Source organism: Mumia sp. zg.B53 (assembly GCF_019550935.1).
GTDB lineage: Bacteria > Actinomycetota > Actinomycetes > Propionibacteriales > Nocardioidaceae > Mumia.
On the sequence record NZ_JAHWCK010000001.1, the window covers coordinates 357,415 to 379,850 of the forward strand.

Annotated in this window: 35 protein-coding genes; 12 read left to right on the top strand and 23 right to left on the bottom strand. The window is 67.7% G+C overall.

The window, feature by feature from the left end; genetic code table 11:
- Window positions 1–48 precede the first annotated feature (48 nt).
- The 5 genes from KV102_RS01760 to KV102_RS01780 are packed head-to-tail and all read right to left on the bottom strand — an operon-like array spanning window position 49 to window position 2,996.
- The gene (locus tag KV102_RS01760; protein WP_220345117.1) at window positions 49–990 is read right to left on the bottom strand and encodes an SMP-30/gluconolactonase/LRE family protein; all 942 of its coding nucleotides are present in this window, start codon (window positions 988–990) and stop codon (window positions 49–51) included.
- Window positions 991–1,038: 48 nt separating this feature from the next.
- Window positions 1,039–1,449, bottom strand: coding sequence for a VOC family protein (locus KV102_RS01765; RefSeq protein WP_220345118.1), 411 nt, complete (start codon window positions 1,447–1,449; stop codon window positions 1,039–1,041).
- Between the two features lie 27 nt (window positions 1,450–1,476).
- The gene (locus tag KV102_RS01770; protein WP_220341723.1) at window positions 1,477–2,232 is read right to left on the bottom strand and encodes an SDR family NAD(P)-dependent oxidoreductase; all 756 of its coding nucleotides are present in this window, start codon (window positions 2,230–2,232) and stop codon (window positions 1,477–1,479) included.
- Window positions 2,233–2,247: 15 nt separating this feature from the next.
- On the bottom strand, window positions 2,248–2,508 hold the full coding sequence (locus KV102_RS01775) for a helix-turn-helix transcriptional regulator (RefSeq protein ID WP_220345119.1): 261 nt from the start codon (window positions 2,506–2,508) through the stop codon (window positions 2,248–2,250).
- Window positions 2,508–2,996 carry a DUF2975 domain-containing protein gene (locus KV102_RS01780; RefSeq protein WP_220345120.1) on the bottom strand — a complete coding sequence of 163 codons (489 nt, stop codon included), beginning with the start codon at window positions 2,994–2,996 and terminating at the stop codon, window positions 2,508–2,510. The genes KV102_RS01775 and KV102_RS01780 overlap by 1 nt, the downstream gene beginning before the upstream one ends.
- Window positions 2,997–3,086: 90 nt before the next feature.
- Here KV102_RS01780 and KV102_RS01785 point away from each other — a divergent pair, with 90 nt between their 5' ends.
- From KV102_RS01785 to KV102_RS01800, 4 genes are all read left to right on the top strand, one after another.
- Window positions 3,087–3,728: a hypothetical protein gene (locus tag KV102_RS01785; protein WP_220345121.1), complete on the top strand. Its 642-nt coding sequence runs from the start codon at window positions 3,087–3,089 to the stop codon at window positions 3,726–3,728.
- Window positions 3,729–3,789: 61 nt separating this feature from the next.
- Window positions 3,790–4,251: a VOC family protein gene (locus KV102_RS01790; RefSeq protein ID WP_220341727.1), complete on the top strand. Its 462-nt coding sequence runs from the start codon at window positions 3,790–3,792 to the stop codon at window positions 4,249–4,251.
- Window positions 4,252–4,296: 45 nt separating this feature from the next.
- On the top strand, window positions 4,297–4,923 hold the full coding sequence (locus tag KV102_RS01795) for a hypothetical protein (RefSeq protein WP_220345122.1): 627 nt from the start codon (window positions 4,297–4,299) through the stop codon (window positions 4,921–4,923).
- A gap of 205 nt (window positions 4,924–5,128) precedes the next feature.
- A complete protein-coding gene (locus tag KV102_RS01800; RefSeq protein WP_220345123.1) occupies window positions 5,129–5,653 on the top strand; it encodes a putative immunity protein in 525 nt (174 codons plus the stop codon).
- Between the two features lie 13 nt (window positions 5,654–5,666).
- Here the strand turns inward: KV102_RS01800 and KV102_RS01805 are convergent, their stop codons facing one another.
- The gene (locus tag KV102_RS01805; protein ID WP_220341730.1) at window positions 5,667–6,149 is read right to left on the bottom strand and encodes a GNAT family N-acetyltransferase; all 483 of its coding nucleotides are present in this window, start codon (window positions 6,147–6,149) and stop codon (window positions 5,667–5,669) included.
- A gap of 401 nt (window positions 6,150–6,550) precedes the next feature.
- On the opposite strand from KV102_RS01805, the gene KV102_RS01810 reads away from it, so the two are divergent.
- Window positions 6,551–6,838, top strand: a complete 288-nt coding sequence (locus tag KV102_RS01810; protein ID WP_220345124.1) for an SDR family NAD(P)-dependent oxidoreductase — start codon at window positions 6,551–6,553, stop codon at window positions 6,836–6,838.
- 4 nt (window positions 6,839–6,842) lie between these two features.
- On the opposite strand, the gene KV102_RS01815 is transcribed toward KV102_RS01810, so the two are convergent.
- A complete protein-coding gene (locus KV102_RS01815; protein WP_220345125.1) occupies window positions 6,843–7,331 on the bottom strand; it encodes a GNAT family N-acetyltransferase in 489 nt (162 codons plus the stop codon).
- A gap of 194 nt (window positions 7,332–7,525) precedes the next feature.
- Between KV102_RS01815 and KV102_RS01820 the strand changes: the two genes are divergently transcribed.
- A complete protein-coding gene (locus KV102_RS01820; protein ID WP_220345126.1) occupies window positions 7,526–7,918 on the top strand; it encodes a tautomerase family protein in 393 nt (130 codons plus the stop codon).
- Here the strand turns inward: KV102_RS01820 and KV102_RS01825 are convergent.
- The 3 genes from KV102_RS01825 to KV102_RS01835 all read right to left on the bottom strand — a co-directional run bounded on the left by KV102_RS01825 (window position 7,902) and on the right by KV102_RS01835 (window position 10,387).
- Window positions 7,902–8,228 carry a GNAT family N-acetyltransferase gene (locus KV102_RS01825; RefSeq protein WP_255560546.1) on the bottom strand — a complete coding sequence of 109 codons (327 nt, stop codon included), beginning with the start codon at window positions 8,226–8,228 and terminating at the stop codon, window positions 7,902–7,904. The genes KV102_RS01820 and KV102_RS01825 overlap by 17 nt on opposite strands.
- Window positions 8,229–8,445: 217 nt before the next feature.
- Window positions 8,446–9,201: a class I SAM-dependent methyltransferase gene (locus KV102_RS01830; protein ID WP_220345127.1), complete on the bottom strand. Its 756-nt coding sequence runs from the start codon at window positions 9,199–9,201 to the stop codon at window positions 8,446–8,448.
- 346 nt (window positions 9,202–9,547) lie between these two features.
- On the bottom strand, window positions 9,548–10,387 hold the full coding sequence (locus KV102_RS01835) for a helix-turn-helix domain-containing protein (protein ID WP_220345128.1): 840 nt from the start codon (window positions 10,385–10,387) through the stop codon (window positions 9,548–9,550).
- Window positions 10,388–10,499: 112 nt separating this feature from the next.
- On the opposite strand from KV102_RS01835, the gene KV102_RS01840 reads away from it, so the two are divergent.
- On the top strand, window positions 10,500–11,099 hold the full coding sequence (locus tag KV102_RS01840) for an NADPH-dependent FMN reductase (protein ID WP_220345129.1): 600 nt from the start codon (window positions 10,500–10,502) through the stop codon (window positions 11,097–11,099).
- A gap of 153 nt (window positions 11,100–11,252) precedes the next feature.
- Here KV102_RS01840 and bsh read toward each other — a convergent pair whose 3' ends face one another.
- From bsh to KV102_RS01880, 8 genes are all read right to left on the bottom strand, one after another.
- Complete coding sequence (bsh, locus tag KV102_RS01845) at window positions 11,253–12,200, bottom strand: choloylglycine hydrolase (RefSeq protein ID WP_220345130.1); 948 nt, start codon at window positions 12,198–12,200, stop codon at window positions 11,253–11,255.
- A gap of 73 nt (window positions 12,201–12,273) precedes the next feature.
- On the bottom strand, window positions 12,274–13,092 hold the full coding sequence (locus KV102_RS01850; RefSeq protein WP_220345131.1) for an alpha/beta fold hydrolase: 819 nt from the start codon (window positions 13,090–13,092) through the stop codon (window positions 12,274–12,276).
- A gap of 30 nt (window positions 13,093–13,122) precedes the next feature.
- Entirely contained in the window at window positions 13,123–13,365 is a 243-nt protein-coding gene (locus tag KV102_RS01855) for a hypothetical protein (RefSeq protein ID WP_220345132.1), read from the bottom strand.
- 26 nt (window positions 13,366–13,391) lie between these two features.
- The gene (locus KV102_RS01860; protein WP_220345133.1) at window positions 13,392–14,120 is read right to left on the bottom strand and encodes a phosphotransferase; all 729 of its coding nucleotides are present in this window, start codon (window positions 14,118–14,120) and stop codon (window positions 13,392–13,394) included.
- Entirely contained in the window at window positions 14,120–14,680 is a 561-nt protein-coding gene (locus KV102_RS01865) for a DUF664 domain-containing protein (protein ID WP_220341741.1), read from the bottom strand. Before KV102_RS01865 ends, KV102_RS01860 begins: the two co-directional genes overlap by 1 nt.
- A gap of 33 nt (window positions 14,681–14,713) precedes the next feature.
- Window positions 14,714–15,163, bottom strand: coding sequence for an SRPBCC domain-containing protein (locus KV102_RS01870; protein ID WP_220345134.1), 450 nt, complete (start codon window positions 15,161–15,163; stop codon window positions 14,714–14,716).
- A 44-nt stretch (window positions 15,164–15,207) separates the two neighbouring features.
- A complete protein-coding gene (locus KV102_RS01875; protein ID WP_220341743.1) occupies window positions 15,208–15,558 on the bottom strand; it encodes a metalloregulator ArsR/SmtB family transcription factor in 351 nt (116 codons plus the stop codon).
- A complete protein-coding gene (locus KV102_RS01880; RefSeq protein ID WP_220345135.1) occupies window positions 15,555–16,016 on the bottom strand; it encodes an SRPBCC domain-containing protein in 462 nt (153 codons plus the stop codon). The genes KV102_RS01875 and KV102_RS01880 overlap by 4 nt, the downstream gene beginning before the upstream one ends.
- A 137-nt stretch (window positions 16,017–16,153) precedes the next feature.
- Here KV102_RS01880 and KV102_RS01885 point away from each other — a divergent pair, with 137 nt between their 5' ends.
- Window positions 16,154–16,738: a DinB family protein gene (locus KV102_RS01885; protein ID WP_220345136.1), complete on the top strand. Its 585-nt coding sequence runs from the start codon at window positions 16,154–16,156 to the stop codon at window positions 16,736–16,738.
- A gap of 271 nt (window positions 16,739–17,009) precedes the next feature.
- Entirely contained in the window at window positions 17,010–17,483 is a 474-nt protein-coding gene (locus KV102_RS01890) for a hypothetical protein (RefSeq protein ID WP_220345137.1), read from the top strand.
- Between the two features lie 37 nt (window positions 17,484–17,520).
- Here the strand turns inward: KV102_RS01890 and KV102_RS01895 are convergent, their stop codons facing one another.
- Window positions 17,521–17,967: a PPOX class F420-dependent oxidoreductase gene (locus tag KV102_RS01895; protein WP_220345138.1), complete on the bottom strand. Its 447-nt coding sequence runs from the start codon at window positions 17,965–17,967 to the stop codon at window positions 17,521–17,523.
- A gap of 132 nt (window positions 17,968–18,099) precedes the next feature.
- Between KV102_RS01895 and KV102_RS01900 the strand changes: the two genes are divergently transcribed.
- From KV102_RS01900 to KV102_RS01910, 3 genes are all read left to right on the top strand, one after another.
- Complete coding sequence (locus KV102_RS01900; RefSeq protein ID WP_220345139.1) at window positions 18,100–18,660, top strand: dihydrofolate reductase family protein; 561 nt, start codon at window positions 18,100–18,102, stop codon at window positions 18,658–18,660.
- Window positions 18,661–18,754: 94 nt separating this feature from the next.
- A complete protein-coding gene (locus KV102_RS01905) occupies window positions 18,755–19,213 on the top strand; it encodes a DUF1992 domain-containing protein (protein ID WP_308290200.1) in 459 nt (152 codons plus the stop codon).
- A gap of 34 nt (window positions 19,214–19,247) precedes the next feature.
- Window positions 19,248–19,892 (top strand): DedA family protein, encoded by a 645-nt coding sequence (locus tag KV102_RS01910; RefSeq protein ID WP_308289321.1) that lies wholly within the window; start codon window positions 19,248–19,250, stop codon window positions 19,890–19,892.
- Window positions 19,893–19,917: 25 nt separating this feature from the next.
- On the opposite strand, the gene KV102_RS01915 is transcribed toward KV102_RS01910, so the two are convergent.
- From KV102_RS01915 to KV102_RS01930, 4 genes are all read right to left on the bottom strand, one after another.
- Window positions 19,918–20,319, bottom strand: coding sequence for an adenylyltransferase/cytidyltransferase family protein (locus KV102_RS01915; protein ID WP_220341748.1), 402 nt, complete (start codon window positions 20,317–20,319; stop codon window positions 19,918–19,920).
- Between the two features lie 62 nt (window positions 20,320–20,381).
- Window positions 20,382–20,825 (bottom strand): hypothetical protein, encoded by a 444-nt coding sequence (locus KV102_RS01920; protein WP_255559071.1) that lies wholly within the window; start codon window positions 20,823–20,825, stop codon window positions 20,382–20,384.
- Window positions 20,818–21,180, bottom strand: coding sequence for a hypothetical protein (locus KV102_RS01925; protein ID WP_220341749.1), 363 nt, complete (start codon window positions 21,178–21,180; stop codon window positions 20,818–20,820). The genes KV102_RS01920 and KV102_RS01925 overlap by 8 nt, the downstream gene beginning before the upstream one ends.
- 7 nt (window positions 21,181–21,187) lie before the next feature.
- Window positions 21,188–22,402 (bottom strand): acyl-CoA dehydrogenase family protein, encoded by a 1,215-nt coding sequence (locus KV102_RS01930; RefSeq protein ID WP_220341750.1) that lies wholly within the window; start codon window positions 22,400–22,402, stop codon window positions 21,188–21,190.
- Between the last annotated feature and the right edge of the window lie 34 nt (window positions 22,403–22,436).

Genomic DNA, 22,436 nt, shown 5'->3' on the forward strand with positions numbered 1-22,436 from the left:
GACAGAGTTCCGATCACCGTGCAAGAAACTCGCCCGGTCGAGGTCGGACTAACGGCGCGTGCGGGGAACCCGCGTGACCCAGTACGGGGTCTGCGGGGTCGGGGGAGTCCCGAACCGGGCGTTAGGAAGATAGAGCCACCGTCCGAACGCCGCCACGGTGGTCGGGACGTCGAAGCGAGGGCTCGTGATCTGGTCGACCAGGCGGCCGGTCGTGCCCCGTCGGTCGAGGCGGAACACCGCGATCGTGTTCAGCCGGTTCTGGACGACGTACAGGGTGCGTCCTTGGAGGAGCATGCCGTCGCCGTTGGTGAGGACGTAGCCACCCAGGTCGACGATCCGCGTCCGGCCCGTCCTCGTGTCGACGCGGTGCAGCTCGCCGCGCTCGGACAGCACCACGAGCAGGGCGCGGCCGTCGGGGGTCTCGGTCAGCCCGTTGGCGCCGAAGCCGGTGCCCTGCTGCCAGTCCCCGGACAGCGGCAGCGTCACGACGTCGTCCGGGTCTGCCGGGCGCCCGCCGCGACGGAGGGGCACGCCGTACAGCTGCGGCTGCAGCGAGTCGGTGAACCAAGCGGTGCGCCTGGTCAGGACGACGTCGTTGATGAAGCCGGCGCCCGTCGTGAACGGGTACGACGCGAGGGTGGCACCGGTCCGGGTGTCCACGATGCGGCCGGTGCCGGAAGGACCCCCGGCGACGTACAACCGTCCTCGACGATCCGACTTGAGGCCGGCCGCGGCCGTACCCGGTCCCTGGCTGATGACCGCGCCCCTGCCGGTCCGCAGATCCACCTCGTAGATGTCGCCGTCGGCGAGCGAGCCGAACCACGCGGTCGGTCCAGGACCGATCGCGATGCCCTCGGGCTGGAACCCGTCAGGGAGCGGGAACTCGGCCGGGAACGCCCGGGGTGTGGCGGTCGCCACCGACGTGGTGGGGGAGAGGACCGCTGCGCCCACGGCGAGCGCGATCGCGAGGACAAGTCGACGTGTACGCATGTCGTCACGCTAGACGCGTCACGCCTGTCCTGCACCGCCAAAGCAGCGTCAGGCGACGAAGATGCAGAACGGATGCCCCGAGAGGTCGGCGAACACGAACAATGCCTCGTCGGGATCGTCGCTGCGGTCGAGGATCAGCTCCGCGCCGAGCGCCTCGGCACGCTCTCGGTGGCGGTGCAGCGCGGCGGCGTCCGGGACTGTGAAGTCCAGGTGCAGCTGCATCGGGACGTCGTCCTTGGGCCAGGTCGTCCGCGTGAGCTTCTCGACCTTCTGGAAGGAGAGCACACGGTGGCCACTCTCATCGACCAGGACCAGCCAGTCCGGCTGACCGTCGTCGTCGGCACCGGGCTCGTCGCCGGCCCGGTAGTCGAGACCCAGGAGGTTGCGGTAGAACTCCGCGAGCTCACGGGGGATCGTCGAGTCGAGGACCGAGGTCTGGAGTTGGGGGTAGTCGCTCATGCCGCACCACGCTAGCGGGATCGTGCCTTACACGAGGCTCGCCGTGAGCCCGCCGTCGAGGACGTAGTGGCTTCCGGTGATCCACTCGGCGCGGTCGGAGGCCAGGAAGCAGGTGACCTCGGCGACGTCGGCCGGCGTCCCGAGCCGTCCCTGTTTCGCCCCGACGAGGTCGGCGAACGGGACCTGCGTGGCGTCCTCGAAGTCAGGCCGCAGCCGATCGACCATCTCCGTGTCGACGAAGCCGGGGCACACGGCGTTCACTCTGACCCCCGAGGCGCGGAGCTCGATGGCCGCGACGCGGGTGAGCTGGATGAGCGCCGCCTTGGTCGCGCAGTACGAACCCAGGAGCGGGCTGCCTCCGAGGCCGGCGACAGAGGCGATGTTGACGATGTTGCCGCCCGACTCGACGAGGTGGGGGACAGCCGCCTTCGTGGCCACGAACGGCCCGCGTACGTTGACGGCGAAGATCCTGTCGAAGCTCTCCGTCGACTGCGTCACGAGCGGACTCGACACCTCGATGCCGGCGTTGTTGACGAGCACGTCGAGCCCGCCCAGCAGGCCGACGGTCTCCGCGATCGCGGCACCGACGGCGGCCTCGTCGGAGACGTCGCAGCTCGCCGTACCCGCGGCGTCCAGCTCACGGCGAGTCTGCTCGGCGGCGTCGGCGTCCGCGTCGCTGATGACGACCCGTGCCCCGCGCTCGATCGCGAGCGCCGCGATGGCGCGACCGATGCCGCGGGCGGATCCGGTGACGAGGACGCGCTTTCCGGTGAGCTCTGACATGGGAGGAGGCTAGCGTCAGTCGTGGGCCAGGGGGTGGACCTCACCGAGGGTTGCTCGCCCGTCGGACGGATCGTCGGGCTCCCAGCGCAGCAGGTCGCCGGGCTGGCACTCGAGCACCTCGCAGAGGGCCGCGAGCGTCGTGAACCGTACGGCTTTGGCGCGCCCGTTCTTGAGGACGGCCAGGTTGGCGGGGGAGATGCCGACCCTCTCTGCCAGGCCGCCCACGGACATCTTGCGCTTGGCCAGCATCACGTCGATGTCGACGACGATCGGCATCAGATCACCTCGTCCAGCTCGGCACGGAGATGCTGCGCCTCGGTGTCGCGCGCGACCGCCTGCGCCAGAAGCATGCGCAGCACGAGGACCAGGAGAGCGACTCCCGCGATCATCGTCCCGAGCCCGCCGATCAGCAGGACGACGCCGGGGGCGACTGCTTCTCCGGGGGCGAGCACGACTCCTAGGGCATAGGTCAGAGCCGACGCGACGGCGATCGCACCGATCACGACGTCGACATAGCGGAACGCCGAGTGCGAGAAGACGGTGCCGCGACGCACCATCGTCAGCAGGCGCCACACACAGAGCATCGTGACCTGCGTAGTGGTGACGCCCAGCAGCACGATGAGGACGAACGGGACGCGCACCGCGGTCGGAGCGTCGTCGAGATCTGCGGCGAGCAGCGGCACCATCACCGCTTGGATGAAGACCGAGCCGACCAGCCCGATCACGATGACGATCCGCAACGCGAGAACGGCGAACTGTCCCATCGGCTTCTCCTCTATCGAAAGACGATGCTAACCTATCGTTATTCGATAGTCTCGGCAAGAGCGCTTCATCCTCGGCCTAGGGTTTCCTGAGTGGGCACCACGCTGCGGTTCGCCGGTCGTATCGCCGGTTGGGGCACGGCTTCGGGGACGCGGTTCGTCGTCGGGCGATGGGATGTCTCGCCGTACGGATCCTTCGCGGACGTGATGCTCGAATGTCCCAGCGGGGAGCGGTCTCTGCTCGCGCCGTCGGAGGAGATCGCGCGGCTGGTCGCCTCCACCTACCAGTTCGACAGGGTCGAGGTCGTCCCCGTGGTCGTCGCCGACGCGCCACCGGGTGGACATCGGTGGCGGATCTCTGCCGGCCCGCTCGTCGCGGAGCTCACCATCGGAGGCCGGACCACGCTCGGCCGCCTGCTGCGGCTGGTCCCGCCTCGGGTGGCCACCTCGGTGAGCGCGACAAGGGTTACGGATCCGGTCGCGCGGCTCCTTCTGCAGGGCGTACGGACGCGGGGGAGCGCGGGGTCGGGCAGACGGGAGTACTACGGCGCGACGGACGTGCACCGTCTCGACGCCGTACGCACCTCCTGGGCGGGCGAGGACCTCGGACCCATGGGGGCGGTGGATCCTCCGGTGCGGTTCGGCTTCGGGTCCACGCCTGCGGCGCCGGCGGTGACGGACGTCGTGACCACGATCGTGCTGGCTGACAGCGCTCGGGGCGACGTCTGGGGATGATTCTGTCGGCGTTCGGTGGGAGGGTGTCGGCAAGGAGACGGAGACGAACGGAGCCAACGCCATGAGCCGCCAGATCCAGGTCACCTTCGACGCCCGCGACCCCCGAGCACTGTCGACGTTCTGGCGCGACGCGCTGGGATACGTGCACCCAGGCCCGCCGGGGGTCGAGCTCTCCGAGGGAGACGACCCGCTCGCTGCCTGGGATGAGTTCCTCGAGCGGCTGGGCATGCCGCGGGAGCAGTTCAACTCACGATCGGCCATCGAAGACCCGGAGGGCAAGGGCCCACGCATCTTCTTCCAGCAGGTGCCGGAGGACAAGGTCGCCAAAAATCGCGTCCACCTCGACGTGCGCGCTGCGCCTGGCCTCCAGGGAGTCGAGCGCATGGAGGCGTTGGAGGCGGAGTGCGAGCGCCTGGTGTCGCTCGGGGCGACGAGGGTGGGTCGCTACGAGCCCTCACCGCCGATGGGCGCGGGACACATCGTGATGACCGATCCCGAGGGCAACGAGTTCTGCCTGGACTGACACGTTCGTCGGCGCGGCGTCCGTGCACGCTGCTACCCTCCGCGAATGCCCGCCGAGAGTGACGCCGGACCTGATCGCCTTCCGTCGAGGCGGCGCCACCTCTCCCGGCAGATCGCAGTGCTCGGTCTGTCAGCGGCGGCGGGGTTCGCCGCGATCGGCGTCGGCGTTCACACGTGGGTCAACGCCGGGCCGCGGATCGAGGATCACGGGTTCGACGAGAGCACCGCAGGCGTCGCGCTATCGAGCCCCGTGGCCGGCCCGGCGACATTGACGATGGATCTCGGACCGGTCTGCTTGGACGACGAAGGCTCGGTCGAGCTCGTGTCCGTCGTTCCCTATCGTCCGCTCAACGGGTTCAGAGTGACCGACTTCGGTCTCGTGGATTCGGTCGTGATCGGAGAGGCGACGACCTCGGGGATCGAGAACGAGCGCTCCACGTTCGCCGAAGCGCTCGAGGGCAGATCCGTGACACGGACCTTGACGCACGAGTGCGTGTCGGACGGGTCGTCTCCCAATCTGATCGTGGAGCTGCGCAAGCCTGCTGCTGAGAGCGTCCAGGCCCTCGGCTACCACGTCCACTACACCAGCGCGGGTCGCTTGCACCGGACCTTCAACGGCCTCGGCATGCACTTCTGCGAACGCGAGGCGCCTCGGTTCTGCGAACGGATGTGATCGTCATCGCGGGATCGTGCAGGTCTGGATGTTTTCCTCGCCATTTGACCGGAACCATAAGACTAGGGACAGGTCGGTCACGCCGACGATTCTGAGACCTGCGGGGTCTTGCGGCAAGCCTCCACGTCCGTTATAGATCGAACATGAGGGCACCGGTGGGTGCTCTCTTCTGCTGTTCAGGCCACGGGCGGGAGGGGCGCAGGCTGTGATCTTGCCGAAGGTGCGTGACGACCGGTTCATCACGACCCGCCGGGGAGGGACGCTGACCGACTCCGATCACCGGCTCCTGGCGCTCTGGGCCGCTGCGTGCGCGGAGCACGTGCTCCACCTCTTCGAGTCGGTCCAGCCTGGGGACCCGCGGCCGCGCTTCGCGATCGAGCAGGTACGAGCGTGGGGGAGAGGCGAGATCCGCATGTCCGAGTCCCGCGCCGCGGGCGGGCACGCCATGGCGGCGGCACGAGACCTGCGTGGTGCGGCACGACACGCCGCCTTTGCCGCGGGTCAGGCGGCGGTGACTGCGCACGTCGCCGCCCACGAGCTCGGCGCTGCGGCGTACGCGATCAAGGCGGCGCGCGCTGCCGCGCCCGCCGCCGCCCAGGACGCCGGACGGATGGAGTGCCGGTGGCAGCGCGAACAGCTTCCCGAGGCGATCCGTGACCTCGTCCTTGATGATCAGCGGCTCCGCAATCAGATCTGCTGGTCGGTGTTCGACTCAGGTCCCCCTGTCTGAGGCCGACTGGCCGTCACTCGAGATACAACCGGAAGCCCTCGGCCTCGGCCTGGAAGCCAAGACTGCGATACAGGTCGTGGGCGCCGTCGGAGGCATGCCGTTTGTGGGTGAGCAGCTGCACCTTGTAGGCCCCGGCGGCTCCAGCGTCCCGCAACAGGGTCTGCAGAAGGAGACTCGCCACTCCTCGACGCCTGTGCGCGTACGTCACGACCACCGCCTCGATGAAGGCGGTGGGCCGGCAGTCATAGGTGAGGTTGGGCAGCAGAGACAGGCACGCGGTTCCGACGGCGCCACTGTGGCACTCCGCGAGGTAGACCGTCACGTCCGACGTGCGCTGAATGCGGGCCCACGTCGTGCTCTGGCGAGGTGATGCCTCGGGCGCCGCGGATGGAGGCGCCGGCACCGGAGCCAGTGCCTCGTTCTCTGCGAGGACTCCGAGCACGCTCGAGAGATCGTCGTCGCTCACTGCTGGGCGCACCCGATAGCGTGTCTCCACGCACGGCAGCCTAGGCGCTGGATGTCAGTAGTAGCAGGCAGGATCATCGACATGGACGGACGTGCTGTCGCGGTCACCGGTGCCGCTTCGGGCTTGGGCCGGCACATCGCGGTCGAGCTGCTCACCCGGGCCGTCCGGTCATCCTTCTCGATCGGGACTCCGACGGCCTGGATGCTGCGGTCGATGAGCTCGGCGGGCAGGGGAGTCGAGCGACGGTGTCGGCGGTCGTGGCCGACCTTCCACGCTGGACGGCATCCACGCGGCGGCTGACGAGCTGACCGGGCGATCAGACCTGGGCGGACTGGTGAACAACGCGGGCGGCTGGCTTCCGGGCGATCAATATCCCGACGCGGACCCGGAGACGTGGCTGTCCGCGGTCACCTTGAACCTCACTCGCGCCCATGCTGCTGACGCAACGGCTTTGGCCAAGGCTCGCGGCGAGCACCGGTGCGGTCGTCACGATCGGCTCCAGCGGTGGGATCGGTGACGATGGCTACGGATCACCCGAGTACGCCGCGGCGAAGGCCGGCATCCGACGATTCACCACCAGCATCTCCGCGCGCACCGACGTGCGCGTCATGGCGGTCGTCCCGCGGTGGATCGGCCTCGAGCGCGCTCACCGTGAGTGGGCTGCGCTGTCGCCCGAGCAGCAGCACGACGTCGGACTACTCATAATCGTCACCGCTTAGACGGTCAGCTCGACAGGTCTTTGAAGTACCGGGCTACCGGCCAGCGCTCGAAACCCGCAGTCTCGTAGGCGGCCCGTGCAGGGGCGTGGCCGGGATCATCGCCGGTCTCCACCATCACCATCAGCATCCCCGCCTCGCGTCCCCGCTCAAACGACCGATCCATGAGCGCCCGCGCGATGCCTTCACGCTGACGAGATGGATCGACGGCGATGACGTAGAGCTCGCTCATGCTGTCCTCGGGGTGCATCTTCGTGCAGACCCACCCGACTGGATCGGATCCGTCGAGCGCGACGTCGACGCTCTCCGACTCGTGGGCCAGCACTTCATCGAGGTCTGCGTACTGGCGGGCGCGCCAGCCGTCCGGATAGAACGCGTCGTAGACGAACGGAGAGACGGCCGACTGCATCAGCGGAAAGACAGGCTCCCAAGCCCGGATAGCCAGGTCGAGAAGCGCCTCGCGGTGCGCCTCCGCGTACGGGACGATGGTGAGCATGCGGGCAACCCTACGATGCAGCGAACGCCGCTCTCGCGCCTAACCACGCACTCCCGACAGTGCGCCGATAAGCGACATTATGTCAATCTGCAATCCGCTGTCTGCGTACTTCATCAGATGAATCAGCGAGCAGCCAACCGCTCCGCTGCCCGCGCCGGGATCCCTACGACTTCCACTGTGCTTGGATCGAACGCATGCCGAGCTCGTTGATCGAAGTCAGACGTGAGTACACGGATGCTCAGGAGGTGGCGTTGATGGACGCAGTGCATGACGCCCTCGTGGCTGCATTCAAGATCCCTGTCGAGGACCGGAACGTTCGGGTGCTCACCTACCGACCACATGAGATGGTTCACGGCACCGACCCCGGGGTGGCCGTTAGCTACACGCGAGTCACGATCGATTGCTTCTCTGGGCGCTCATTGGACGCTAAGCGTGCCCTCTATCGGGAGGTAACCCACCGGCTCGGCGCGCTCGGTGTACCGCCGCACAACGTCAGCATTCTGCTGCGAGAGTCACCGATCGAGAACTGGGCTTGGGGCGGGAAGGCAGCATGCGATCACGATCTTGGCTTCACGGTTGAGGTGTGAGGTCCCGAACACTCGAGTCAGCCTGAATCGGCCGGACCCAGCGTCGCCACTCCTTCTGGGAGGCAAATCCTTCGGAGCGCCATATCGACTGACCAAGGTCATTGCTTTCCAACACCATCGCGTCCAGGCGGGTGGCGCCCAGGTCGGTAAGCCGTTCGGTAGCAGCAACTAGCAGCTGCCCACCGACACCTCGTCGACGTGCGTCAGGGTGAACCGCGAGTCGGTAGAGATGAGCACGCCAGCCGTCCCAACCAGCGATGACGCTCCCGACGATGCTCGACGGAACGCGCGGAATCAGCCGGACGTGCATCGTTCTCCGCGGCCTCCTCCCAGAGAGCCATCACAGACGGCACATCCACACGCGTCGCGTTCCGGATCGAAACTCTCACCTGAGCGACCGTATCGCTTCGGCATGCACCCTGAACCGGAGGGAACGAGGCCTCGTGCATGTCCAGGTGCGCTTCGATTTCGCACAGACTTGATACGCAGGGTTTCCAGTACCGCCCTGCGTACTGCATGAGGGGTCTCTATATCTTGCTCGCGACCACCATGTAGTTGTCGGCCTCACGTTCGAAGGTGCTCACGTCCGTCCGGAGTCCGACCCGGTGCAGCTCGAGTTCCAGTTCCTCGTACCGGTAGGGCCAGCAGGACAGCAGTTCCGAGCGGACAAGAACCCGCCCGGTCGCATCAAACTGCGCGATCGCAATCTCGATGTGGTGCTCCTCCTCCCAATGCGACGCGATCTCCCAGCGGTAGACCACGACGGCATCGCGACCGTTCCGGCGGACGAGTCGGTCACTGATGTCCAGCCGGGAACCCCTGGACCTCACGAGCTCCCAAGCGCGGGAGGTGAGCACCAGGCGCCCGCCAGGGCGCAGAAGCCGTGACATCGACTCCAGAGCAGCAACCCTGCCTGGCGCTCCCGCGGCATGATGCAGCGAGTTGCCAACGCAGAACACCATGTCGAACGTGCCGTCCTCAAAATGGTCGGGCAACTCTTCCCAGGTCGCCCGCATGGCCCGTACGGATGCCCCGAACTCCTCAGACAACTCTGCAGTCCGACGAACCATCGCTTCGCTGGCGTCAGTTGCGACAACCTGCATGCCACGACCGGCGAGGCCAACCGCCAACTGTCCGGTTCCGCACGAACAGTCGAGGACGTGAGCGTTCGACGGCAGGAGACTGAGGACGTCATCGAATGACGCAGCGAACTCGGCGGGAGGCAACTTCGCATCCGAGATGAGCCATTCGTACACCTCGGCAAGCACGTCATAATCCGTCACAACCCACAACCTCCGTCACGCGGCAGACTCGCGCGGACGCCATTCCATCAGCGGAGCAAGCCGGGCACCAATGGTTTTCGGGAGGCCAACCGGTCCGCGAATGCCGCGACTAGCGTGGGCTGAATCAACCACGCAGCCCGCGCTCCCCTGCCTCACCTCCGACCAAGGCTCTATCGCTGCCACATGATGTCTCCCCCAGGCCGATGTGCACACGAGCGCCAGGTGTTGGTTTCGTTCCGCGCTCGACACGTCTGGTGACCTGGCCGCCTCGTACAAGAAGGGCACCGCGACCGCAGAGCCTCGTGGCGGTCCCCTGATGACACAAGGATCCCCAGAGATGCCGATGTCAGAGCGCGCGGAGGGCGGTTCGGTCTGAGTGCTCGCGCAGGTGGTTGAGCACCGTCGCGGTCGCGTCGTCAGCGGGCAGGAAAAGGATCAGTTGCTGGGCGTCCGAGGCAGGAAGCTCAAGGAGCTCCCGGTCCCATCGCAGTTGGTGCCCGCGGGGGTGAGTCATCCTCAGCGGGACTTGGGCAGGAGGAATGTGGCGGTGCAGTCGCCGCGTGAACTCGGCTCCGGCGATGGAAGCGAAGTCTGCCGTGAACCATTCGAACGCGTCGTTCGAGGGCCCGAGCCACAAGTTGAAGACCTGTTCGTCGGCGATCTGGTCCCAGTCCACGAAGGTGGTTCGGGCGTGAGGATGGGTGAAGACATACCTGGTGAGGTTCGGTTCCTCGGCGTCCAGGAGGCCGGTGTCGCGCATCACCGTGGCGAAGCTGTCGGTGTGCGCAAGCACGTCACCGAGCCTGTTCGTGACGAAGGCGACGCCCGGCTCCAGGAGGCTGAGTACCTGGCGCACGGCTGGCCGGACGGTGCGCTCGGGTGGCGTCGCCCTGACGTGCCCGGCGCACGCCTCACCGGAGATCTTGGCGAGGTAGCCCAGATGAGTGCGTTCGGCGGTGTCGAGGTCGAGCGCGTCGGCGAGGGCGTTGACGACTGAGGGCGACGGATTGCGGTCGCGGCCCTGTTCGATTCTGGTGAGGTACTCGACGCTCACCCCGGCCCGCGAGGCCAACTCCGAACGTCGTAACCCGGGAGCACGTCGTCGTTGGTGTGATGGAAGGCCGAGGGCCTCTGGTTGGATGCTGTCGCGCTTGGCCCGGATGAAGTCCCCTAGCGGCGTGCCCATGCAGTCAGCCTAAGGTCCGGTGCGCCTGGCCGGCGGAGTTCAAGGTGGCCCTGCGGGGGCCAGCCCGCACCCGGTCTGGTTGCTCGGCCGCGAGCGTCACATGGTCGACGGTATGAGCGATAACAGCAGACTCGTGATCATCGTCGGCAGCGTGCGCGAGGGCCGGTTCGGGCCGGTCGTCGCGTCGTGGGTAGCGGAGCAGACTCAGGCACATGGCGGTTTCGACGTCGACCTCGTCGATCTCGCGGGGGTAGACATTCCACTGGCGCTGCCCGCCACTCCACCCAAGTTCGCCGGAGACGACTATCCACGTCCAGAAGGCATGAAGGACCTCACCAGAAAGCTGTCGGAGGCTGACGCCTTCATCATCGTCACTCCCGAGTACAACCACAGCTACCCGGCGTCGTTGAAGGCACTGATCGACTGGCACTTCACCCAGTGGACCGCCAAACCGGTGGCCTTCGTCAGCTACGGCGGTGCGGCTGGTGGCCGGCACGCGGTGCTTCACCTGGAGAACGTGCTCACCGAGCTGCACGCGGTGACCATCCGCGACGGACTTGCCTTCCCCAACTACTTCACCACCTGGCAGGATGGGGGCCCGCTCGACGCCGCGTCAGCCGTCTTCGCCAAGACGCTTCTTGCACAGCTTTCGTGGTGGGCGCAGGCATTGCGCGCCGCCCGCACCGCCGCCCCGTACCCAGGTGGGGTGTGAAGGCTGATGGACTACACCAGCCTCGGCTCCTCGAGCCTGCAGGTGAGCCGGATCGCGCTCGGCTGCATGGGACTCGCCCGGCCCACCGATAGGCACCCATGGGCCGGTGGATTGGAGCACCTGAGACCGACGCGAGGCGGCGGCCAAAGCGTCCTAGACGACGACGAGCTTCTCTCCCCCGGGCTGCTGGTCGGCCATCGCGACGCTGTGGATCGCCGGGTCCTCGTACGTGTTCCAGTAGTAGGTCGTCGTCCCTGACGAGAAGAGGCCGGTGTAGATCGTCTTCTCGAACTCGCCCGACTCCATGGCCGCGCAGCCGTCGACCATCGCGACCTGCTGCAGAGTGTGGAACGCGCGGCTGACGTTCTCCTCCTCGCTCCCCTTGTCCGGGTAGTACGCGTTGACGTAGGCCGCGCGCACGAACCTGGACGGCGAGTAGTAGTCACCGGGGATCCCGCGCATGTGCGACCCCGAGCCGAACGGGGCAAGATGTGCCCGCCTGAGGGGCATCTCCTTGGGAAAGGCGGGCGAGACGTTGAGGTAGTTGCGCAGGTTTTCGTGGTGCCAGGCGAAGCCGGGCTGGTTCGTCAGGACGTCGACGTCGTCGTCGAAGACGTGCAGGCCGTCGCTCGTGCTCTCCACCACGATGGCGCGGGAGGCGTCACCGATGATCCAGTGCAGCATCGAGCTTGGATACTTCTCGTTGATCGGCTTGTCGACGATGACGACGTCACCGAGTGCCGCCTCCACCTCGTCGACGCTGGCGAACTGGGAAGCCACCCACAGAGGGAACTCGAACGCGGCGACGTTCGTCGCGCCCTCGGCTGGCTCGTCTGCATAGCTCGCATACCCCGGGAAGTTGAGGCCCGCAACGGCCAGGCCCGCATCGTTGCCGCAGTCGAAGTAGAGCGGGGTGTCCTCCTCCACGATCCCCATGCCGATGACGGCGTGCCGGATATTCGGCACCGCGCCGAACGGCGAATGGGTGGCGTACCCGGTGGGCGTCACGACCACCCGCTCCCCATAACCGCTCGTCCAGTCGAGATTGCGTGCGAGATAGAGATTGTTGCTGCCGTCCGAGAACCTGATGCCTGTGCACACGTCGATACCCCTTGCTGTGGGCGGGAGATCCGCTCTCCGATCATCGCCCGAGGCACCGTGATCGGCACCTCGATCACGCGCTGGACGAGGCGCCGACGTGATCCACGCGGTCGAGCCAATCGTTCATGAGACTCCCGAACAGCTCCGGTCGCTCGATCTGCGCGTTGTGTCCGGCCGTGTCCAGCACCGCGAAGGTGGCGCGGGGGTAGTGCTCCAGCAGAGCCCACGAATCGACGTACCCCGTGGACGAGTCCTGACGCCCGGTGACGATGAGCGTCGGTCCCCCGTACGCCGGTCCGTCCTCGGGCTCGTCATTGAGCACCCAGCGCCGGCGGATCCTTGCCAACGCCTCCGCGTCGGCCAGCTCCACACCGACCACGACCTCGCGCTCCGTGCGCTCGAAGGTGTCAGCGGTCTGCACCACGGCGATCTCGGCAAACTCGGAGCCGGGCTCCACCTCGATCTCCTTCACCAGGACCTGGTGCCGCGGCACGGTGCGATCTGCCTGCTCGACCGCCCGCCCGACCGGGCAGATCAGCGCGAGCCCGCGGACCTGTCCCGCTCGACGCGCCGTCAGCGCGCGGGCGAGATAGCCGCCGTACGACTCCCCCACCAGGAGGAACGGGCTGTCACCGAGCTGCTCATCGACGTACGCCTCGACGCAGCTAAGAACGTCGTCGGAGCTCGCGACCCCCACGCCCGACGACCGGCCCATCCCAGGAAGGTCCGGGTAGAGACGTCGGTAAGGCCGCGGGCGGGCGGCGAATACCGGCTCGCAGCACCCCGTCATGAGGCGATGGTCGGGCGTCCAGCCGTGGATCGCGAGAACGGGTGTCCCGTCAGCCGGACCGTGCTCGGTGTGGTGCAGTGCGGGAAGGTCATCGGGCCTCATGCCGCTTGTCTACCAGTCCCCCGGCCACCGTCATCCAAGGGGCAAGGCCGCCATCTGGCGCCACGATCCGGGGACGGGAGATCCGCACCAGAGGGATGCCGAGGTGACTGGCGCCTCGACCGGAAGGCGCGGCACGATGTGGCGCTCCGCCTCGACCAGCTGAGGTTCGTCGGCGCAGTCCCCCACAGTCAGATGCGGGATGACGTCGAGGTCCCGCGGTGGCACGAACGGATAGAGAACGGTCACGATGACCGCACTCTCGACGGGCGTCATGCCAGCGACCGTAGAGGTGGACAACCTCACCAGTCGAGCAGGTTCTGCGCGTCGTGCCGGTAAAGCACGGCGTGGTCGCTCAGCTCAGGCTTGCCGAGCCGCCGTGCCGCTTGATCGCTGAAGGCGGCCAGCGCGAGGAGGCGCCGGCGCACCATGAGGGTGAGCTCGGACAGAGGCCACTCGTCTCCGTAGGCGCGCATCAGGCGCTCCGCGCGCTGTCGCCGTTCCGCAGGAGCGAAGCCGTCTCCCCAGTCGTCGGTGGTGAGAGGAAGGATGCGGTACGCGAGATAGGCGAGATCCCAGAGACGCGGTCCGGGAGAGGCCATGTCCCAGTCGATGACGCCGACGACCACGCCGGCACGGAAGACCAGGTTGTACGGGGCGAAGTCGTTGTGGCAGATCACGTCGGCCGGCTCGCGGGTGGGCGACCGCCACGGTCCCTCGACGCTCAGTCCGACGGTCGCGTCGTGAACCCGTCGTAACGTCTGAGCAGCCGACTCGAGCGCCGCGTCGCCCCAGACCCACGCAGGCATCGGAGAGGCAGGCACCTCCCCCTCGATGAAGCGGAGGACCTCGCGGCCGTCGTCGGTGACGCCGAGAGGAGCAGGCACTCCCCCGATGCCGGCGTCGTTCAGCTGGCGCAACAGGCGGTGCACGGCGGGAGTCCACTCGCCCGACTCGCGCATCACACGGTCACCGTGGCGCATCACCGTGCCCATGTTGCCGGCGAGGCGGTGCGAGGGACCGTCGGTCACTACTGCCCGACGCGGCCGTCGATGCACTCGCGCAGCAGGTCTGCGTGGCCACAGTGCCGCGCGTACTCCTCGATCCGCTGGGCCATCAGACCCCTCACGGTGGTTCCGTCAGGGACGAACCGCGCGCCGTGATCGGGGAACTGCGCGAGGAGCGCGTCGGTCGCCACCTGCTCTCGCGCGAGGTCGGCGTAGGCGGACTCGACGACCTCCGCGCTGGCGACTGCGTCGTCGAACGCCGCATCATCGTCGCCGTACAGCGTGGCGACCGGCTGCTCCGGCGTGATCCACGAGCGCCAGCTGCGCTCGACCTCGACGAGGTGACGGAGCAGTCCGAGCAGCGACATCGTGGAGGGCGGCACCGAGCGGCGGGCCAGCTGTTCGGTGTCGAGACCCTCGCACTTCATCAGCAGGGTCATGCGTAGCTCGTTGAGGGAGCCCTGCAACGTCGCTGCTTCGCCATCCGGGCTGGGCAGGTCGATGTCGCGCGGATCGCGGTGGGGATCCGCCCACATGTCGTCGTTGACGGTCGCTTCGGTCCACCGCTGGGGTTGATCTGCCATCCGACGAATGTAGTCCCCCAGATGCCGTACGTCTTAGTGCCAGTCGCTGATCTGTACGTCGCCCGGCGCTGGCGCTCCCTCCCCTGTCTCGACGAGCGACTTCAGGCTCAACAGGTACGACGCCCACTTCGTGCTGCAGTGGTGCATGAACTCGACGGGCTCCTTCCACCCCTCGTGCGCGAACAGCACGATCGTGTAGTCGCCGTCCTGGCGGAGGTCCCACGTGACCGTCGTCCCGATCCACTCGTCGGGACCGTCGGAGACCCGCCACTTGACCCGCTCGGGCGGTTCCGCCTCGAGCACCTCCATGTCGAACCCTCCGATCGGCGGGAACCGGAACTCCACGACGCCCCCGGTGACGTCGGCGCTCCCCCGCGTGTCTTCGGTCCACCAGCCGGCGAGGCCCTCGGGCGTCGTCAGCGCGTCGTACACGGCTGCGGGGCTGGCGTCCTTGACGCCGACCCTGTGCAGGATGTCCACCATCGTCGTTCTCCTTGCTCTCGATTCGTGCTGGTCTGATTCGCGCCTCAGCGCTGTTGCGTGCGCTCGATCGCCTCAGCGATCCGCTTGATCCGTTGCAGACGGCCGTCCCAGGCGGTGCCGACGGCGTTGAGCTGCGCCACTGCCCGCTCGAGCTGCTCCTGGTCGACCCGGAAGTGCCGCTCGCGGCCGACCGTGGTTCCTCGGACGAGACCGACGCGGTCGAGCACCCCGAGGTGCTTGGCGACGGCCTGCCGCGTCACCGGGAGGCTCTCGCTGAGCGAGGTCGCCGTCGCAGCGCCGCTCGTGAGGAGCAGGTCGAGCATCCGCCGCCGGGTGGGGTCACCGATCGCGGACCAGAGGTCGTCGTCGACCTGGTCGTCCACCGCGACGCTCATCGCCGCGCCGTCAGCCTGGCGACGTACGGCGCGATCCGCGGGAGGTAGAAGTCCCAGCCGGTGACGTGCTCCCGGTACTGGTTCTCGAGCACGGCGGCCTCCCAGCCCCGCTCGCGGAAACCGGTCTCGGTCATCCGGAGGAGGGTGCCGCCGTCCTTCGGTGTGAGATCGAAGGTCACCAGCAAGGAGTTGTCCTCCCCCGCCGTCGCGCCTGCGGGGTGCGTCCAACGGAACGTGAACTGTCGCGGAGGCCGCACGTCGACGACGGTGAACGCCACGACAACACCGTCGGCTGCTGGGTCGCCGAAGGTGATCTCCCCTGCCGACCCCGGGGTCGGCTCGTACTGCGCCTCGTCCGGCCACCAGTGCTTCAGGTGCTCAGGACTGCTCACGACCTCGAAGACCGTCTCCAGCGGCGCGTCGACGTAGATCTCGCGTTCGATCGATCCGAACTCCATGACATCCTCCTGCAACCTTTGGTTGCAGGACACGCTAGCGGGTGCACAGCAATCACGCAACCATCAGTTGCGCTTCCCGCGGATGCCGGTGTGGCCGGCCTCGCGTACACGAGCAACCCGTGGCAGTCTCATGCCGCATGATCGACGAATTCGCCAAGGCCAACCTGCACGGGAGGCTGCGGCGGGACCGCACGGCGCTGCTCTGGAAACTCGATGGCTTGTCTGAATATGACGCCCGCCGACCTTTGACAGAGACCGGGACCAACCTCCTCGGCCTGGTCAAGCACGTCGCCACGGTCGAGGCCAGGTATTTCGGTGAGATCTTCGACCGGCCTTCGCCGGAACCGCTGGGCCGGTGGCAGGACTCCGACCGCAGCGATCACTGGGCGGCCGAGAACGAGACGCGCGATCACATCGCCGGGGTCTACCGACGCGCGTGGAAACACTCGGACGCGACGATCAACGAGCTTGCCCTCGATACGCCCGGCCACGTGCCCTGGTGGCCGGAGGCTTCTGCGAACACGAACCTGTTCGGCATCATGGTCCATGTCCTTGGCGAGACCATCCGGCATGCCGGGCATGCCGACATCTTGCGCGAGGCGGTCGACGGCCGGACCGGGCTACGCCCCGAGAACGAGCAGCCGATCGACGAGGAAGCCCGCCGAGCCCACTTCGCGATGCTCGGGCAGGTCGCCAGATCAGCCGCGCCAATCGAGGCCTAGGTGGACAGCCAGGCCGGCTGACATCAGCTCCCCTACCGGCGTCGTCGTCCAGCTCTGGCGCTGAGGTTCAAGCACGCATATCTCGTTATTGACCGGTCAAATGGGCGGTGATTCAATTCGGCAACCGGCGCAACCTCGTCGATGCCGATGTTCGACCGACTTTCGAAGAATCGCTGATTGGGGTGCCCGTGTCAGAGGTGGTCGACGAGCTCGCTCGTGCGAGCAACGAGCGAGCGGCAAGTCTCAGCTCCCAAGCTGAGGTCGAGTCGTCGTGCGAACAGTAGCCCGTTGGCTGCTGTTCAGCCTCATCTTGGCGATTGGCGGGGCTGCCGCGGGGTGCGGGCAGACTTTTCGAGACGAGGAGGGCGGGCTGTCGCCGGAAGAGTACGTCGCGTGCTCTGAACAGGTGTTCGTCGGCCATGTCACTGATGTCGTCGCTCGGGGTGAGTCGGGTGATGTGGATGTCTCGCTCGAGGTCGAAACCTGGCTGAAGCCGGCTACCGGGCCAACGACGGTTTCGCTGCGCGGCGTCGACGACCCCGACGACCCCACTACTGCCTGGCGGGTAGGGCCAGAGCGGCGATTGGTTTTCGTTTCATTCGACGAACCTGAAGAATTGCGGATCGGCGATGACGGTGTCGCTCAGCTCGTTGGTGGAAACCTCGACGAGCTCGTCGAGGTGACCAAGGTCGACGTGCGTGACGCCATGCGAAATGAGACCACCTGCCCGCCAGTCACGCCGTGACGGTGAGCCACGCGGTCTCCGCCGTAGGAGACACGCCCTAGGCAGACGGTGTGCGTGAAGAGGCGACGGGTCCCGCCCACCCGTACACGCGCGAGAACCGCACGGTCACGAGCAGCCGTCTCTCGGCGACCATCGCCGCACGGAACTCGGCCCAGTCCGGATGTTCACCCCGTACGGCGCGGTAGTGATCGACGAGACCCTCGACCGCCGCGTCGTCGGGCGCCGCCGCGACCTGGCCCAGCTCGGCCAGCCCTTCACCGACGGCGTACGCGGCCAGCCCTTCGGTGGTCACGTAGTAGCTTGCGCGCGGGTCACGTCGCAGGTTGCGCACCTTCGCTCGGTCGGCCCTCGTCGAGATCACGACGGCATCGGTCTCCGGGTCGTACACGTGGCCGACGTTGGAGAGCTGAGGGCGCCCGTCGCGCTTGAGCGTCACCAGGACTCCGCGCCAGGATCCGGTGAAGATGTCTCGGAGCTCCGTCACACGGCGATCCTTCCACACACCCACTGGCGGACCGAGCGAAAACTCGCTGCCGTGCCAGCCTCAGGCGCGCACCGATGACTTTGCCGCCTTCGCCATGTCCTCCCTGCCCGACCACCATGCCGAGGAGGCTCCATGCGAAACCTGTACGCGTTCCTGCTGACGTCCGTCGACGGATACCACGCCGACGCCGATGGCGGCACGGACTGGTTCAACGTCGACGACGAGTTCGAGGAGTACTCACGCGCCCAGGGCGAGCACATCGACGCGATCCTGATGGGACGCGTCACCTTCGAGATGATGGCAAGCTTCTGGCCCACGCCCGAGGCGTACGAGCAGGACCCCGTGGTGGCCGGATTCATGAACGACCTGCCCAAGATCGTGGCCTCGCGCACCATGACCGAGCACCCGTGGGGGCCGACGACCTTCGTCGCCGACGACGTCGCCGAGCACGTGCGTGCGCTCAAGGAGGCGCCGGGCAAGGACATCGCGATCTTCGGCAGCTCCAGCCTCGTCGCCGAGCTGCTGCCGACCGGGGTCATCGACGAGCTCCGGATCATCGTCGATCCTGTCGCGCTCGGTCGAGGGATCCCGGCGCTGGCGGGCCTCGCCAAACCCGTCCCCCTGAAGCGCACGGGTCTGCAGGCCTTCGCCAACGGGCACGTCGTCCTGACCTACGTGCCCGTGCCGTCCTGAGGTCCGAGTGAGGTGCTGACCGGGACGTCGCGAGCCAGGCGATCGCGGTGACCAGGGCACGACGCCGACTACCCTGAAAGTCGGAGGTGATCACGTGACCGACCGTGACCGCGCTCGGCGGCGCAACCCCCACGGCGACGATGACCCGGAGGCGTTCGCCGTCCAGAAGGCGTCCTTCGTCGACCAGCAGATCCGGGCTGCGATGGCACGCGGTGCGTTCGACGACCTGCCCCTCCACGGCAAGCCGATCCCCGGTCTCGGGGACACCCACGATCCGGACTGGTGGGTGAAGCGGCTGATCGACCGCGAGGACATCTCGGGTGCGCTGCCCGAGGCTCTCCAGCTGCGCAAGGACGACAGGGCTCTCGACGTCGTCCTTGACCGGTTGGGGTCCGAGACGGCCGTGCGCGACGCCGTCGAGGCCTTCAACAGCCGGATCGTCGAGGCTCGGCGGCAGCTCCGCGGCGGACCGCCGGTGATCACCCCGACCCGCGACGTCGACACCGAGACGCGGCGTTGGAGGGAGCGGAGGCGCGCACGGAGGAGTGCGTGAAAGAGGCCGCGGCACGCGTCGCTAGGCTGGGCGCGTGAGTGACATCGGAGGGATCGCAGGCTTCGCAGCCGACCTGATGGAGTGGTTGGGTGCACCTGGGGCCGGCCTTGCCGTCGCCCTGGAGAACATCTTCCCGCCGATCCCGAGCGAGGTGATCCTGCCGCTCGCGGGATTCACCGCCAGCGTCGGCGACATGAACCTCGCCGCCGCCCTGATCTGCACCACTCTCGGCTCGATCGTGGGCGCGCTCGCGCTCTACGGGATCGGCCAGGCGTTCGGACGTGACCGGCTGTACGCGGTGGTGGCCCGCATCCCTCTGGTGAAGGTCACCGACGTCGAGAAGACAGAGGCGTGGTTCGCCAAGCACGGAACGAAGGCCGTCTTCTTCGGCCGCTTCATCCCGATCTTCCGCAGCCTCATCTCCATCCCGGCCGGACTCGAGCGGATGCCGCTCCGGATCTTCCTGACGCTGACCGCGCTCGGCAGCGCGATCTGGAACACGCTCTTCATCATGCTCGGCTACGGGCTGGGCTCACGCTGGGAGACCGTCAGCGACGTGGTCGGGACCTACTCGAAGGTCGTCCTCGTCGCGGCAGTGCTCGTGGTCGTCGTCTTCGTGGTTGTCCGCGTCGTCCAGCTGCGGCGTCGCCAGCGGGCAGGCCTGTCCGAGGAGCCCTGAGCCCGCGGCGCGCCAGCGCGTCGAGTCAGCGCGTCGAGGTGATGTGCTCGATGAGTGCGGTGGTCGAGACCGAGGGTGTGCGCGGGAAGTAGACGACCTCGCAGAGGTTGGCGAACTCGTCGAAGCGGCCCTTCCAGTCGTCGCCCATCGCAAGGACGTCGGCATCGAACTGGCGGATGTAGTCGCCCTTGAGCTCGAGGCTCTCCTCGACGAACACCTCGTCGACGCAACGCAGCGAAGCGACGATCTCGAGCCGCTCGTCTTGGGAGAAGACGGGCGCTCGACCCTTTTTGCGGACGTTGAGCGCATCGGCGGAGACACCCACCACCAGTCGGTCGCCGAGCTCGGCGGCTCGCTCGAGGATGCGGACGTGCCCGACGTGGAACACGTCGAACGTGCCGAAGGTGATGACAGTGCGCTCGTTCACGCGACGAGGCTACCGCCTGGTCATGACGCCCGACGTGGCGGTCCAGAGACTCCGGGCAGTGCTCATCGGTTGCGGGAGCGCGTACGGAGCAACCACCAGAGTCCGACGACGGGCAGGACGAGCGGTACGTAGCCGTAACCGGCGCCGAACTCCGACCACACGGTCGCGTCCGGGAACAGCTCCGGGTCGAGGACCGTCAGCGTGCCGACGACGAGCACGCCGACCAGCTCGACACCGATCGCCACGGCCGCGACCTTGGTCGACGTCTCACCGCTGCGGGCGAGAGCAACCGTCGCGACCACGTACACGACCGCCGCGAAGGCCGACAGAAGGTAGGCCAGCGGCGCCTCGTCGAACTGCAGGGCGAGCTGGACACCGGATCGCGCCGTCGCCGAGATGGCGAACACCGCATACACGGCGACCAGGACACGCCCGAAGCCCGAGGCCGTACGCGCGCGCGTCGGTTCGTCGGCGGGAGACGGGACAGGCTCGCTGTGCTCAGGCATGGCCGTTCCAGATCTGAACGAGACGAGCGACGAGGACGGCGACCGTGAGCATCCCGACGACGACCACGCCAGTGCCCCAGCGGGTCTTCTCGGCGACGCCCCAGATCACGGCCGCCGGCGGGATGAGGACACACGTCAGCAGGTATCCGACGAACGTCACGCCCTCGACGTCACGCCCTGTGTTGGCGAGCGCGACGCACCCGGCGACCGTCTGGACGACGACCAGGACCTCGAGGGCAGCGGCGGCGTAGAAGAGCGGGTTGTCCACCGGGCGGTCGCGGACCAGGAGGAACGCTGCGTATCCGGCGACGGCGACGGCTGCGAGCGCGACGAACCAGGCGAACCAGAGAGCCACGGGCGGGTCAGCTCTGGGACGGGCGGAAGGCGGCCTGCCCGGTGAGAGCCTGACCGACGATCAGCGTGTGCATCTCGGAGGTGCCCTCGTAGGTGAGGACCGACTCGAGGTTGTTCATGTGGCGGATGACCGGGTACTCCAGCGAGATGCCGTTGGCGCCCAGGATCGTGCGCGACGTGCGGCAGATCTCGAGTGCCTCGCGGACGTTGTTGAGCTTTCCGTAGCTGACCTGCTCCGGCCGCAGACCGACAGTGTCCTTGCGGCGACCGAGGTGCAGGGCGAGAAGGATGCCCTTGTTGAGCTCGAGCGACATGTCGGCGAGCTTGGCCTGCGTGAGCTGGAAGCCGGCGATCGGCGCCCCGAACTGGGTCCTCGTGCCGGCGTAGGAACGCGCGGCCTCGTACGACGAGCGCGCCGCGCCCATCGCGCCCCACACGATCCCGTACCGGGCTTCGCTCAGGCACGACAGCGGGCCGCGCATGCCGGTGACCTCGGGCAGGACCGCGTCGGCGGGGAGGCGGACGTCGTCGAGGACGAGCTCAGCGGTGACCGACGCCCGCAGCGACATCTTGTGCTTGATCGTGGTGCCGGTGAAGCCGGGTGTCTCGGTCGGGACGACGAACCCGCGCACGCCGCGTCCGCTGCCGGCCTCCTCCGTCTGGGCCCAGACGACGGCCACGTCGGCGATCGAGCCGTTCGTGATCCACATCTTGGTGCCGTTGAGGATCCAGTCGCCGCCGGCGTCCTGGCGGGCGACGGTGCGCATGCTCGCAGGGTCGGACCCGGCGTCGGGCTCCGTGAGCCCGAAGCAGCCGACAGCCTCACCCGAGGCCATCCGCGGGAGCCAGGTCTGCTTCTGGTCCTCGCTGCCGAACGCCCAGATCGCGTACATCGCGAGCGACCCCTGGACGGAGACCATCGAGCGGATGCCCGAGTCGGCGGACTCCAGCTCGAGGCAGGCGATCCCGTACGCCGTCGCACTCGTGCCGGCGCAGCCGTAGCCGTCAAGGTGCATCCCGAGGAGCCCGACCTTGCCGAAAGCGCGCATCAGGTCGCGCGCAGGCAGGTCACCGGTCTCGAACCACTCGGCGACGTACGGGTCGACCTCGCTGGCCAGCATGCTACGTACTGTGTCGCGGATCGCGATCTCCTCCGGCTGGAGAAGATCGTCGATGCCGAGCGGGTCGTACGGGTCGAGCGTGGGCGGACGACGGTTGCTCATGGCCCCGATGCTAGTCCCGGGACCCACGCGGACG